Raw genomic sequence first — 13,729 nt, forward strand, 5'->3', positions numbered from 1 at the left:
GTCTCGGTGTTACACCACCCGCCCAGTTATCGGACGTGCACCCCGGAACGTGACCTCAGCGCAGTACGCGGCGCGGGATCGTGAAGCCGTCGCTGCGGCCCTCGAACAACGAGACCGTCATCGCCTCCAGGGCGACCAGCGGCGCGACGTTCGCCTCGATCGCCTCGCGGCACATCCCGATCGCGTCGATCCGGCGAACGGTCTGCTCGGGTGTCGTCCGCGCCGCGAGCTGCTCGACGTTGCGGTGCAACTCTGCGTTGATCAGCTCGCTACCCGATCGGGTCTGCACGACCAGCACATCCCGGTACAGCGCCATCAGATCGACGAGTGACCGGTCGAGCACGTCGCGTTCCCAGCGTTTGGCACGGGCCTTCTGCTGATCCTCGAGCTCCTTCAGCGCGGCGTTCGCCTCGCGCGGCTTGGCGCCCTTGGTCCCGACGCCGAGCGCCTGCTCGAGCGCGGCCCGCTCCTTCTCGTCGACCTTCTCGGCGCTTGCCTTCGCCTCGACCTTGGCCGCCTCGACCAGCTGTTGTGCCGCCTTCAAGCACGCTCCGAGGTCACGCAACGCGAACGGGACCTCGAGCACCTTGCTCCGCCGCTCGCGGACCTCTTCGTCACGAGCCAGCGCCCGCGCCCGGCCGATATGCCCCTGTGCGGCCCGCGCGGCGAACCAGGCCAGCTCCTGATCCACGTCGAGCTTGCGGCTCAGCATCTCCGCGACCGCGGCGACCGGCGGCGTACGCAGCACCAGCAGACGGCAGCGCGAACGAATCGTCGGTACGACGTCCTCGACCGTCGGCGCGCACAGCACCCACACGGTCCGCGGTGCGGGCTCCTCGATGCTCTTCAGCAGGGCGTCCGCGGCCTGCTCGGTCAGGCGATCCGCGTCCTCGATCACCATCACCTGCCACCGGCCCTGGGTCGGGCTCATCGCGGCCCGGCGGACCAGTTCACGGACCTCGCTGACCCGGATCGACAACAGCTCGGTGCGGATCAACGACACGTCGGGGTGCGCCCCGCTGAGCGCCGTACGGCATTCGTTGCACTCGCCGCAGCCTTGGTTTGCGCACTGCAGGGCGGCCGCGAACGCGCGACCCGCGTTCGACCGGCCGGATCCCGGCGGACCGGTGATCAGCCAGGCATGCGTCATCCCGGCGACCGCAGCGCCCTTTTCTCCACGCAGCACGCCAGCCGCGCCGTCAACGGCCCTCCGCAGCACGGCGACGGCCGGGTCCTGGCCGACCAGGTCGTCCCAGACACTCATAGGTCCACCTTCGGGAGGATCGGCTGGAGGCGGGCGCGGATCTGTTTGGCGATGTCCTCGCGGTCCTGGGCGGCGTCGATGACCAGGTAATACTGCGGTTCGGCCGCCGCCAACTCGAGGAACGCGTGCCGCACCCGCTCGTGGAACTCGTCGGACTGTGCCTCGATCCGGTCCCGCTCCTCGAACCGGCCGAGACCGCGCTTCGGCGGCAGATCGAGCAGGATCGTGAGGTTCGGCCGGAGGTCGTCGGTGGCCCAGCGATTCACCCGCTCGACGTCGGACACATCCAGATCCCGCCCGGAGCCCTGGTAGGCCAGCGCGGAGTCGACGTACCGGTCGGTGATCACGACTGCGCCGGCCTTGAGCGCCGGCTTGATCACGGAGTCGACGTGCTCGGCCTTGTCGGCGGCGTACAGCAACGCCTCCGTGCGGTGCGAGATGTCGCCGGTCGCCGGGTCGAGGACGATCTGCCGCAACGTCTTGCCGAGCTCGGTCGCGCCCGGCTCGCGGGTCAGCAGGACCTGTTGCCCCTGCTCCTCCAGCCATTTCACGAGCAGCGCGGACTGCGTCGACTTGCCGGCCCCGTCACCGCCCTCGATGGCGATGAACAGGCCGGTCGTCGGGTAGTCACCGCGGGTCTTGCCGAAGCTCCGCCGTACGTCGCGCCAGAACGGGACGCCCGGGCGGTCGTCCATCTGCCGCCAGGCCAGCAGACCGATGACCCCGGCCAGGATCGCGGCCGCGAGCATCGTCATCGAGGCACCGTTGTACGTCGCCGAGTGGCCGCGGATCGTCCACGTGTGCCGGCCGATCGCACCGGCGGCGAACGGCGCGATCGCCAGCGTGACCGCGAGCACCGTGCGGACGGCTGACTGCACGAACGCGAACGTCCGCCCGCGAACAGCATCCGGTACTTCGAGACCGAGCAGCGTGTACCCGGAAACCCACGAGCCGCCCGCGCAGAACCCGAGCAGGATCGCGATCATCGTGGCGATCTCGATCTGCTGGATCAACGCCAGCCCGGCCAAGCAGACGCCGGACCCGACCAGCCCGGCCGCGAACAACCGCCGCCGCGACAGCCCGGAGAAGATCCGCGGCGCGAACCCCATCCCCAGCGCGAGACCGCCGAAGACCGCACCGAACAGCACGCCGTACCCGGGGTCGCCGGCGCCGAGGTCCTCGACGTACGTCCGGCCCAGTCCGACCACGACCGCACCGGCCGCGAACGCCCCGGAGATGCCGACCACGAGACCGCGGACCACCGGCGTGCCGGTGACGTAGGACCAGCCCTCGACCATCGTCCGCCACAGCGTCGGATGGTCCTCGTGATCGTGGACCGCGCGGCCGATCTCGGCGACCGACACGATTGCGAACGCGGAGACGACGAACGTCGCGGCGTTCACGTACACCGCGAGGTCGATGGAGAAGTCGCCCGCCCAGCGAGTGACCAGGGTGATCGCGGTGAAGATCACCGCGGCCGGAAGCGCGGTGCCGTACGTCGTGATCAGGCTGATCTGGTTGGCCGCTTCGAGCCGGTGCCGGGGAATCAGGTTCGGCACCGAGGCGTCCTTGGCCGGACCCCAGATCAGGCTGACGATCTCGATCAGCACGGTCGCGATCAGCAGCCAGGTCAGCGTGCCGACGATCGGGATCGTGACGAAGAACGCGGCCCGGATCAGGTCGCCGAGGATCATCGTCCAGCGCCGGTCCAGCCGGTCGGCGACCCAGCCGGCCACCGGACCCATCACCAGCGCGGGCAGCACGCGGAGGAACAGCACGCCGCCGATCGCGAAGTTCGCCGCCTGGTAGTTGTCGCCGGCGAACGACTTCGCCATCGCGGTCAGCGCCAGCAGCCCGATCCAGTCGCCGAGGCTCGACAACCCGAACCCGATCCACAGCCGCCGGAACGCGCGGATCCGCAACACCGCGCGCACGTCATGCGCCGGTGCGGGATCGGTCAGCGGGTCGTAAGCCTCCGGCACGCCTAAAGACTAGTGGGCCGCACGGACAGCCTCACGCAGCGCATCCAGCGCCGCCTTCAGCTCACCCGCCGCCGGGTACCCGAACCCCAGCCGGAACACCCGCGCCTCGTCCCCGAACCAGCCCCCGTCGGCCAGCCGCACACCCCGGTCCGCCGCCTCCTGCTTGAACCGGACGGGATCGACCTTCAGTCGCACCACGCACAAGGCCCCGGCATCCGGCCGGACCCACTCGACCACATCGCTGTTCTCCTGAACCCAGTTCTGGGCGATCCGAAGGTTCTCCGCCAGCCAAGACCTTCGTGCCCCGAGGATCTGGTCCTCCTGCTCGAGCACTCGCACCGCCATCGCCTCGGTCACCGGCGCCGCGGATACGACCGTGCTGAACTTCCCGGTCGTCAGCTGGTCCACCAGTTCGTCATCAGTGCTCACGACCCACCCGATCCGTAGCCCGGCGGCCCCGTGACACTTCGACAGCGAGGCCACCGACACAACCCTCGCGCCAAGGTGAACGGCGGTCTCCGCAACCGGATCATCGCCGTACGACGCCACCCGGTACGTCTCGTCGACCATCAAATACGCGTCCGGGCACACCTCGCCCATCGCGATCACGATGTCCTGCAGCGTTTCCCGCGCTATCGCAACACCTGACGGGTTCTGCGGAGTCGTCAGGCTGACCAGCTTGGTCTCCGGCGTGAGCTGCGCCCGGACGGCATCGGCCGTCACGCGGTACCCATCGTCGAAGGTCAGCGGAATCACCCGCACGTCAGCGCCGAGCGACGCGTAGATGTTGCGGGTGTTCGGGAACAGCGGGTTGGTCGTCACGACCTGCCCGCCGCGCTCGAGCAGCAGGTACGACAGCAGGAAGATCCCGTGCATCCCGCCGACCGTGACGACGACCTGATCCGGCCGTACGCCGTGCCGCTCGGCGATCGCGGCCCGCAGCCGGGGGTCGCCGGCCGACGTGCCGTAGCCGAGCTCGAGATCCGCCAGCTCCGGCGTCAGCACGTCCGCCAGCCGGAGGTCCGGCCCGTAGCTCTCGCCCAGGTCGTGCACGGGCTGCTCGGCCGTCAGGGACATGATCTCGTTGCGCGGGAAGGTGGCCATAACGCCATCGTTCTGGGCCTGGTCTGGCGACCCCAGAGCCAATCCGGCAGAATTGGTTCGCAGATGAGACCAATCGAGGTGGTTGAGCGGTTGGGCCGTTGGTCGTCCGGCCGCGGCCCGCTGTACGTGCTGCTCGCGGCCCGCCTCCGCCAGCTGATCGATGACGGCGAACTCCCTCCGGGCGTGCTCCTGCCGCCGGACAGGGCGCTGGCCGGTGCGCTCGCAGTCGGCCGTACGACGGTGGTCGCGGCGTACGACCTACTCCGCGCCGAAGGCCGGATCAACCGTCGCCAGGGCAGTGGCACACGGGTGGCCGGCGTACCGTCCGGCGGTCCGGTCGAGGACGCCCCGGTCGACCCGATCTTCCTGGACTCGTTGGAGGCGCGCGACGACGACGTACTGCTCGCCATCTGCGCAGCCCCCGGCGATCCGCCGCCGCAGGTTGCCGAGGCGTTCGTGGAGATCGCTCCGGAGCTCGGTCGGATCAGCGATGACATCGGCTACTACCCGTACGGTCACCCAGCGCTGCGGAAGGCGCTGGCTGGTCGGTACACGGCTCGCGGCGTACGGACGTCGTTCGAGCAGATCCTGGTCACCAACGGCGGCCAGCAGGCCCTGTCCTTGCTGGCGCATGCTCTGGTCTCGCCTGGTGACCAGGTGCTCGTTGAGGCACCGACGTACCCGGGCGCGCTGGAGGTGTTCCGCGAGGAGGGCGCTGTACTGCGGGGGCTTCCGGTCGGGCTGGACGGGTTCGAGGCGGCCGTGCGGGAGCGGCGTCCTGCGCTGGCCTACGTGATTCCGACGTACCAGAACCCGACGGGGTCAGTGATGTCGGCGCTCACCCGCCAGCGGCTGGCCGGAGCTGGCATCCCGCTGATCGAGGACGAGGTGCCTGCGGACCTCGGGTTCCCTGGAGAGCTGCAGCCGACGCCAATGGCGGCGTACTCCGACTCTGTGATCTCGATCGGCTCACTCAGCAAGAGCATCTGGGGCGGCCTACGGATCGGCTGGATCCGCGCGTCCACGCCCCTGATCAACCGGCTGGCCCGGCTGCGCGCCGTACACGACCTGGGCGGAAACGTCCCCACCCAGCTGGCCGCCGTACGCCTGCTGCCGCTGTTGGACGGTCCCGGCCTGCACCACACCCTCAAGTCACGCCACGACCACCTGCACCGGCTCCTCACGCAGGCCTTCCCCACCTGGGAGATCCCGACCGTCACCGGCGGCCAGTGCCTCTGGGTCCGCCTCCCGTACGGCGACGGCACATCCTTCGCCCAAACCGCACTCCGCCACGGCCTGGCCATCCTCCCCGGCGCCAGCCTGGACGTCACCGGCAACAGCGACACCCACATCCGCCTACACTTCCGAGCCCCCGAACCACCCCTCACCCAAGCCGCCCACCGCCTAACCACAGCCTGGTCCGCCTACCACCCACCGGCGACCCGAGCACACCCCCGCCCAACCATCGCAATCTGACGGCGGACGTGCAGCACTCACCAACCTGGTCCTTCAACGGCTGACACGCTGCGGCTCAGCCTGCACGAGCCTGCCGGAGGTTGGTTGGTGAGTGGCGCAGGTCCGGCATCCGGATTCAGCTGGTGAAACGGAGGGTGAGGGTGGCGGGGGCGGTTTTGAGTTTGTCGCGGTCGGGGAGGGCGGGGCCGCAGGCGGCTGTGCCTACGCCGGTCTGGGCGATGTCCAGAGTGACGTAGGTGGTGTCGCCGGGGACCAGGTCCGGGGTGTGCTTGGCCGTCTCCAGTGCCTGGCTCGTCCAGTCGCGGACGGTCAGGCCGAAGAGCTCGTTGACTGCCTCGACGCGCAGACCGTCCAGCTGGGCCCAGCGGGTGTCGATGCGGTGGCCGTTCTCCTGGGGCCGGACGTACGGCGTCTGCAGCTCGGCGACCGTGGCGGAGTACTTGCCGACCGCGGCAGCTTCGCGCGTGTCGACGTATGCCTCGTTGGGGCCGGTGCCGAACCACTCGACCCGCTCCACCTTCGGCAGCTCGAACGTGATGCCGAGCCGCGGCAACACCTCCGGGAACAAGCCTTCCGGTACGACGCTGAGCTCGAGCACCACGCCGTTGTCGACAGCCGTCCAACGCCACGTACTACGCAGACCCCACTGCAACGCGGGCGGCGCAGTCCGGGTCACAACCTCCCAGGCACCGTCCTGCTCGCCCTGCGAAACGATCCGATGCTGCACCCGGTGCAACCCCTGCTCCCGCCAAGCGTCGGCAACACCCGGGATCGCATCGTTGTCGATCGGCGCCCGCCACACGTCCAGCCGCACGTTCTCCAGCCCGGCGACGCTGATTCCCTGCACGCCGGTGGTTCCCGAGGCAGGCGAGCCGGACGGAAGAGCAGCAGCCGGGGCCGGCTCGTCCAGGCGGATCTGGCCCCAAGCGATGCGGTGACCAGCGTCGGCCCATGACGTCGCGTCGGCCAGCTCGGCAGTAACCGTCAGCCAGGTCTCGGGGCGAGCGTCGCGCTGCTTCTCGATCCCCGGCGGCAGCTCGACCGACACGGTCTCGCCCGGTGCGATCACCGGAACCGGCAGACCGCCGCCCCCGATGACCTCGCCTTCGGCCTCGAGCCGCAGCGTGAAGTTCAGGTGGCTGGTGTCCAGCACCTCGTACCGGTTGGTGATCGACACTCGGTTGCCATCAGCAACGATCCGGAGCGGCTCGATCACCTTGACGTACTCGTGCATCCCCGGCGACGGCGTACGGTCCGGGAACAGCAGCCCGTCGCAGACGAAGTTGCCGTCGTGGATGGTCTCGCCGAAGTCGCCGCCGTACGCATAGACCTCGCGTCCGTCGATCGTCGTGCGCAGACCGTGGTCGATGAACTCCCAGATGAATCCGCCCTGGCAGCGCGGGTACTTCTCGAACACCTCGCGGTAGTCGAGCAGCCCGCCCGGCCCGTTCCCCATCGCATGCCCGTACTCGCACAGGATGAAGGGAAGGTTGCGATAAAGACTGCTGTCCGCCCCGATCTCCGCGCAGCCCTCCGGCGAGGTGTACATCCGCGAGTAGATGTCGACGAACTCCGCCTCGGTGTCGCGCTCGTAGTGCACCGGCCGCGACGGGTCGAGCGCCTTCACCGCGTCGTACATGTCCTTCAGGTTCGAGCCCATCCCGCACTCGTTGCCGAGCGACCAGATCACGATCGACGGGTGGTTCTTGTCGCGGTGCACCGTACGCCGCATGCGGTCGACCAGGTCGTCGCGGAACCGCGGATCCATCACCGGGTTCGGCAGCTTCGGCGGCTGCGGCTCGTACCCGAACCCGTGCGACTCCAGATCGCACTCGTCGATCACGTACAGCCCGTACTCGTCGCACAGCGAGAGGAAGTGCGGGTGCGGCGGGTAGTGACTCGTGCGGACCGCGTTGATCCCGGCCCGCTTCATGATCAGTACGTCGTCGAGCATGTCCTGCTCGGTCAGCGTGCGACCCCGGTCCGGGTGGAACTCGTGCCGGTTGACGCCGTTGAACAGCACCCGATTGCCGTTGACAGTGAAGATCCCGTCGACGATCGCGACGGTCCGGAACCCGATCCGCAGCCGCACCTCGCCGCCCGCGCTCCGCAGTACGGCGTCGTACAACCGCGGCACCTCGGCACTCCACGGCTGCACGCCCTCGACACGCACGTGCTCACCCGTCGCCACCGTCAGATCCAGCTCAGGCACCGAAACCGTGCCCGGTACGTCGGACTCGACGAGGAGCGTGCCGGCGCCGTCGATGTGGTCCCACGCGGCCTTGACGAAGACGTCGGTCGGCGCGTCCGGACGGAGCGCGAGCAGGTTGACCTCGCGGAAGATCCCGGACAGCCACCACATGTCCTGGTCCTCGACGTAGCTGCCGACCGACCACTGGTGCACGCGGACCGCGATCCGCGCTTCCTTGCCTGGGGCAACCAACGAGGTGATGTCGAACTCCGAGGGCAGCCGCGACCCCGACGACCAGCCGACCTCGGAGCCGTTCACGAACACGGCGAACCGCGAGTCGACGCCCTCGAACCGCAGCACGATCCGCGCGCCGTCCCAGTTCGCCGGCACCGTCACGGTCCGGACGTAGTCGCCGGTCGGGTTGTCGGTCGGCACGTACGGCGGCTCGAGCGGGAACGGATAGACCACGTTCGTGTACGCCGGGGCGCCGTACCCGCTCAGCTGCCAGTGACCGGGGACCGCGATCGTGTCCCAGCCGGAGGTGTCCGGGTCCTTCAGATCGTCCGGCGCGTCCGCCACCGTCGGTGACAGCCGGAAGCTCCAGTCCCCGCTGAGCGCCAACCGCCCGGAGTCGTCGTCCAGCCAGGCGCGCGGCGCCAGCACGTTCTCACCGGAGGCAAAGTCCTCGACATAGGTCACAGCCCCAGACCCTAAGCCAACTCTGTTCATGAATCCACACCGATGAACAGATATGGACAGCAGGCCTCAGCGCGAGCAGTTCTGGCACACTCCGACCAGCGCGACCTGCTCGGGCGCGAGATGGAAGCCGAGCTCGCGGGCGAGCTTCTTCCGGGCCGACTCGAGCACGTCGCCCGGGGCGTCGTACACCGTGCCGCACTCGGAGCAGCGCAGATGCAGGTGGCGCGGGGCCAGGTCGCCGGCCAGGTGGTACGTCGTACCGGCTCGACCGAGGTGGACGTGGGTGACGAGGCCGAACTCGCCCAGCGCGTCGAGCGCCCGGTACACGGTCGCGCGGTGGATCCCCGGGCGCAGCTGCTCGGCCCGCTCGCCGATCTGCTCCGCGCTCAGGTGCTCCTCGGTGCCCGCCAGCACCTCGACCACCGCGAGCCGGGCGGGCGTGACCCGCTCGCCCCGCTCGCGGAGCCGCTGCGCGCTGACCTCGACCGCACTCGTCATGGGCGCTCCCTCAGGACTTCTTCGCCGCCGACTTCTTCGCGGTGGTCTTCTTGGCCGGCGCCTTCTTGGCCGTCGTCTTCTTCGCGGCGGTCTTCTTGGCGGCCGTCTTCTTGGTCGTCGTCTTCTTCGCCGTGGACTTCTTCGCGGTCTTCTTCACCGGCCCGCGGGCCCGTTTGTCGGCCAGCAGCTCGGCCGCGCGGAGCAGCGAGATCGTCTCGACCGCGTCGTCCTTGCGGAGCGTCGCGTTGGTCTCGCCGTCGGTGACGTACGGGCCGAAGCGGCCCTCCTTCACCACGATCGGCTTCTTGGACTCCGGGTCCTCGCCCAGCTCCTTGAGCGGCGGGGCGGCGGCCCGGCGACCGCGCTGCTTCGGCTCGGAGTAGATCTTCAGCGCCTCTTCGAGCGTGATGTCGAACATCTGCTCCTCGGTCGCCAGCGACCGCGAGTCCGTGCCCTTCTTCAGGTACGGCCCGTAGCGCCCGTTCTGCGCCGTGATCTCGTCGCCCGACTCCGGGTCCTTGCCGACCACGCGCGGCAGCGACAGCAGCTTCATCGCGTCGTCGAGGCCGACGTTCTCCAGCGTCATCGACTTCAGCAGCGACCCGGTCCGCGGCTTGGAGCCCTTCGGCGCGTCCTCCGGCAGCACCTCGGTCACGTACGGCCCGAAACGGCCCGCCTTGGCCACGACCTTCAGCCCGGTGTCCGGCGCAGTACCGAGGTCGAGCTCGACGCCCGACGGCTGGGCCAGCAGCTCGTGCGCCTTCTCGACCGTCAGCTCGTCCGGCGGCAGGTCCTCCGGCACGTTCGCGCGGCGCTCGTCCTTGTCCTCGACGTACGGCCCGTAGCGGCCGACGCGGAGCACGATCCCGGTGTCGGCGCCGCCGACCGGGAACGTCGACATCTGCCGGGCGTCGATGTCGCCGAGGTCGGTGACCATCGACTTCAGGCCCTCGAGCTGGTCGTCGCCGAAGTAGAACCGCGACAGCACGCCCTCACGCTGCAGGTCACCGGCCGCGACCTCGTCGAGCACGTCCTCCATCGTCGCCGTGAACGCGTAGTCCACCAGCCTGGTGAAGTGCTCCTCGAGCAGCCGGACGACCGCGAACGCCAGCCAGGCCGGAACCAGCGCCTGCCCCTTCTTGTAGATGTACCCGCGGGCCACGTTGGTGCCGAGGATCGTCGCGTACGTCGACGGGCGGCCGATCTCGCGCTCTTCCATCTCGCGGATCAGCGTGGCTTCGGTGTAACGCGCCGGCGGTTTGGTCTCGTGCCCGGACGCGACCACCTCGGACGCGGGCAGTACGTCGCCCTCGTGCACATCCGGCAGCCGGGTCTCCTGGTCGTCCGTCCCGGCGGACGGGTCGTCCGCGCCCTCGACGTACGCCTTGAGGAAGCCGTGGAACGTGATCACCCGGCCGGACGAGGTGAACTCGCACTGCTCGCCGGTCGCCGCGGTCGCGTCGATCTTGATCGAGACGCTGTTGCCGACCGCGTCCCGCATCTGGGACGCGATCGTCCGCATCCAGATCAGCTCGTAGAGCCGGAACTCACTGCCGCTCAGACCGGTCTGCGCCGGAGTCTGGAACGTCTCGCCGGCCGGCCGGATCGCCTCGTGCGCCTCCTGGGCGTTCTTCACCTTGGAGGTGTAGACGCGCGGCTTGTCCGGCAGGTACGACGCGCCGTACAACTCGCGGACCTGGGCCCGGGCGGCGGTGATCGCGGTGTCCGACAGCGTGACGCTGTCGGTACGCATATAGGTGATGTTGCCGTTCTCGTAGAGCCGCTGGGCGACCTGCATGGTCTGCGACGCGGACATGCCGAGCTTGCGGCCGGCCTCCTGCTGCAGCGTGGTCGTCCGGAACGGCGCGTACGGCTTGCGGGTGTACGGCTTGGACTCGATCGAGCGGACCGTGAACTGCGACTCCCGCAGCGCGCCGGCCAGCGCGGTCGCGGTCGCCTCGTTCAGATGGACGGTGTTCGCGCCCTTGAGCTCACCGGTCGAACTGAAGTCGCGGCCCTGCGCCACCCGCTTGCTGTCCACCGAGACCAGGCGGGAGGGGAAGAGTCGCGGGTTCCGGTCCTCGCCGGCGTCCAGCGTGGCGTCGAGATCCCAGTACGAGGCGCTGCGGAACGCGATCCGCTCGCGCTCCCGGTCGACCACCATCCGGATCGCGACCGACTGCACCCGGCCCGCCGACAGCCGCGGCATGACCTTCTTCCACAGCACCGGGGAGACCTCGTACCCGTACAGCCGGTCGAGGATCCGGCGCGCCTCCTGGGCGTCGACCAGGTCCTCGTCGATGTCCCGGGCGTTGCCGACCGCGTCCTGGATCGCCTTCGGGGTGATCTCGTGGAAGACCATCCGCTTGACCGGGACCTTCGGCTTCAGCTCCTCGAGCAGGTGCCAGGCGATCGCCTCGCCCTCGCGGTCCTCATCTGTGGCCAGGAAGAGCTCGTCGGCGCCCTTGAGCAGGTCCTTGAGCTTGCGGATCTGCGCCTTCTTGTCGGCCGGTACGACGTACAGCGGGTCGAAGTGCTCGTCGACGTTCACGCCCAGCCGTGCCCACGGCAGGCCCTTGTACTTCGCCGGGATCTCGTCGGCCCCGCTCGGCAGGTCGCGGATGTGGCCGAAGCTGGACTCCACCACGTACCCGGACCCCAGGAAGCCGGCAATCATCCGCGCCTTCTTCGGCGACTCGACGATCACCAAACGGGTCCCTGCCGCTGTTCTGGTCCCTGCTGCCCCTGCCACTGCGCTCCCTACTCTCGTCCTGCCGACAACGCGCCCGGCCCCCACGTCTGTTCCCCGAGCACAGACCGACCCCGCCCGAGGACAGAGTACGGCCGACGGCAACGCATTTCTCAACGCACCGTAACGGGTGAGGCCCCGGACCCGCCTCCCAGGATTTCAGAAAGTGGCGAACACCCCATCGTCACCGCGCGTCGCGATGCCGCCACGGTGGGCGTGGCGAATCTCTGTCGAGAGTACGCCGTCTCAGCGGGCGAAGCGCACTTCCGGGAACTTCGGGGAGTCACCGCGGAGCAGAAGCGACGGCCGGCGACGCAGCGTCTGGTCGAAGAATGCGGCGATGTACTCGCGCTGCGCCAGCACGCTCCGCGCCGGTTTCGCGCTGCCGACGAGCGCCTTCATCACCGAGGTGATGATCGGGTCCTCGCCGTAGATGTCGTGGAAGAGCTGGGAGAAGATGAACTGGTAGTCGGTGAACGCCTTCTGCTTCGTGCCGGCCAGCGCCAGGTTGAGTTTGCCGCCGCGCTGCGCCTTCCAGAAGCTCGCCCAGGACGCGTCATAAGTGTCCTGGGCCGGATCCGTCCGCTGCGTCTCGGCTGATCCGAACAGCAGGAACGGCCGGTCCAGACCTCTTTCCGCGACCTCCCCGAACGGGCCTTTGGCGCGGTCGTCCTGGAGCGTGCCGTCCAGATCGATGCCGGCCGCGATCCGCTCGTCCTGCAGCATGGTGTTCGCGGTCGCGTAGCCGCCGAGCCCGATCCCGAACATGCCGATCTTGCGCAGGTCCAGCCCGTCCGCGAGGTCCTTCGGCAGATCCTTGCCGTCGGCATCGACCTTGCGGCCGTCGGCCATCCGCTCGAGCTGGTCCAGGACGAACCGCGCGTCCGCGGTCCGGGCCTCGACCGCGGCCCGGATCTGGTCCGGACCGGGCGGTTCCGATTCGGGCGCACCCGGCAGGAACCGGCCGCCGGGGAACTCCACCGGCGTCTCGTGCGAGTGGTCGATCGTCACCACGACGTACCCACGGCTGGCGAGGTCCTCGACCTGCGCGGTGTTCACGAACCGGCTGTACTGGAAACCGGGAGAGAACAGTACGACGGGATGCCGCATCGGCTGCGCCGGCACGTCGACCCGCGCGTGCGTCTGGGTGCCGGCGAAGTCGAACGAACCGCTCGGCAGGGCCAGCCCGTACTCGCCCGTCCAGGCGTCGTCGACCTCGACCGACGTACGCGGGGGCATGTACTTGGCGAAGGGCGCGGTCCCGAACATGCCGGCCGGGTACCAGAGGCTGATCATCAGCTCGCGCTGTCCGCTGGGCATGGTCGGATCCGGGCGCGAGCGGTCGATCAGGTGGACCTCGGTCGTCCCGAGCGCCTTCCGGCCGGTCGGCTCCGGGAGCCGGAACCTCACCGGGTGGAAGTTCGGATCGTCCTGGGCGCGGAGGCCGGCCGGCCCGGGGCCGGGGCCGGCTGGCGCGGGGCCGGCTGGCGCGTCGGGGTCGATCTGGGCTGCTTGTGCCCACCCCGGCCAGGCGGCGGCGATACCCGCGGCGAGGCCGGCGGTCAGGCCGGCGCCCAGGACGTGACGCCTGGTGAAGACGTGACTGCTGGGGCTGCTGGGACGCCGGTTGCTCATGCGACTCATCGTCATCGCCCCGTTTCACCCCGTGATGGCGACACGGTTTCAACTTCGTCACGGGTGACCTGGTGACAACGGGTCTCCGGTGCGCTTCACTGTGCACATCTTGTTCATTGATGCGTGAAGTG

The 13,729-nt window shown here is 69.3% G+C and carries 8 protein-coding genes; 1 reads left to right on the forward strand and 7 read right to left on the reverse strand.

The window, feature by feature from the left end; translation table 11 throughout:
- Nucleotides 1-55: 55 nt before the first annotated feature.
- The 3 genes from ABT313_RS14860 to ABT313_RS14870 are packed head-to-tail and all read right to left on the reverse strand — an operon-like array spanning nt 56 to nt 4,350.
- On the reverse strand, nt 56-1,264 hold the full coding sequence (locus ABT313_RS14860; RefSeq protein WP_350852759.1) for a DNA polymerase III subunit delta': 1,209 nt from the start codon (nt 1,262-1,264) through the stop codon (nt 56-58).
- Nucleotides 1,261-3,246 carry a dTMP kinase gene (gene tmk, locus ABT313_RS14865; protein ID WP_350852762.1) on the reverse strand — a complete coding sequence of 662 codons (1,986 nt, stop codon included), beginning with the start codon at nt 3,244-3,246 and terminating at the stop codon, nt 1,261-1,263. Before tmk ends, ABT313_RS14860 begins: the two co-directional genes overlap by 4 nt.
- Before the next feature lie 9 nt (nt 3,247-3,255).
- Entirely contained in the window at nt 3,256-4,350 is a 1,095-nt protein-coding gene (locus tag ABT313_RS14870) for a pyridoxal phosphate-dependent aminotransferase (RefSeq protein WP_350852765.1), read from the reverse strand.
- Between the two features lie 63 nt (nt 4,351-4,413).
- Here ABT313_RS14870 and ABT313_RS14875 point away from each other — a divergent pair, with 63 nt between their 5' ends.
- Nucleotides 4,414-5,826, forward strand: a complete 1,413-nt coding sequence (locus ABT313_RS14875) for an aminotransferase-like domain-containing protein (RefSeq protein WP_350852768.1) — start codon at nt 4,414-4,416, stop codon at nt 5,824-5,826.
- Nucleotides 5,827-5,941: 115 nt separating this feature from the next.
- On the opposite strand, the gene ABT313_RS14880 is transcribed toward ABT313_RS14875, so the two are convergent.
- The 4 genes from ABT313_RS14880 to ABT313_RS14895 form a co-directional block, all read right to left on the reverse strand.
- Nucleotides 5,942-8,716 (reverse strand): glycoside hydrolase family 2 TIM barrel-domain containing protein, encoded by a 2,775-nt coding sequence (locus ABT313_RS14880; protein ID WP_350852771.1) that lies wholly within the window; start codon nt 8,714-8,716, stop codon nt 5,942-5,944.
- A 66-nt stretch (nt 8,717-8,782) separates the two neighbouring features.
- Nucleotides 8,783-9,214 (reverse strand): Fur family transcriptional regulator, encoded by a 432-nt coding sequence (locus ABT313_RS14885; protein ID WP_134105923.1) that lies wholly within the window; start codon nt 9,212-9,214, stop codon nt 8,783-8,785.
- Between the two features lie 10 nt (nt 9,215-9,224).
- Nucleotides 9,225-11,921, reverse strand: a complete 2,697-nt coding sequence (topA, locus tag ABT313_RS14890) for a type I DNA topoisomerase (RefSeq protein WP_350852775.1) — start codon at nt 11,919-11,921, stop codon at nt 9,225-9,227.
- Between the two features lie 288 nt (nt 11,922-12,209).
- Nucleotides 12,210-13,598, reverse strand: a complete 1,389-nt coding sequence (locus ABT313_RS14895) for an alpha/beta hydrolase (protein ID WP_350852778.1) — start codon at nt 13,596-13,598, stop codon at nt 12,210-12,212.
- Between the last annotated feature and the right edge of the window lie 131 nt (nt 13,599-13,729).

It is taken from the genome of Kribbella sp. NPDC000426, assembly GCF_040300265.1.
Lineage (GTDB): Bacteria > Actinomycetota > Actinomycetes > Propionibacteriales > Kribbellaceae > Kribbella.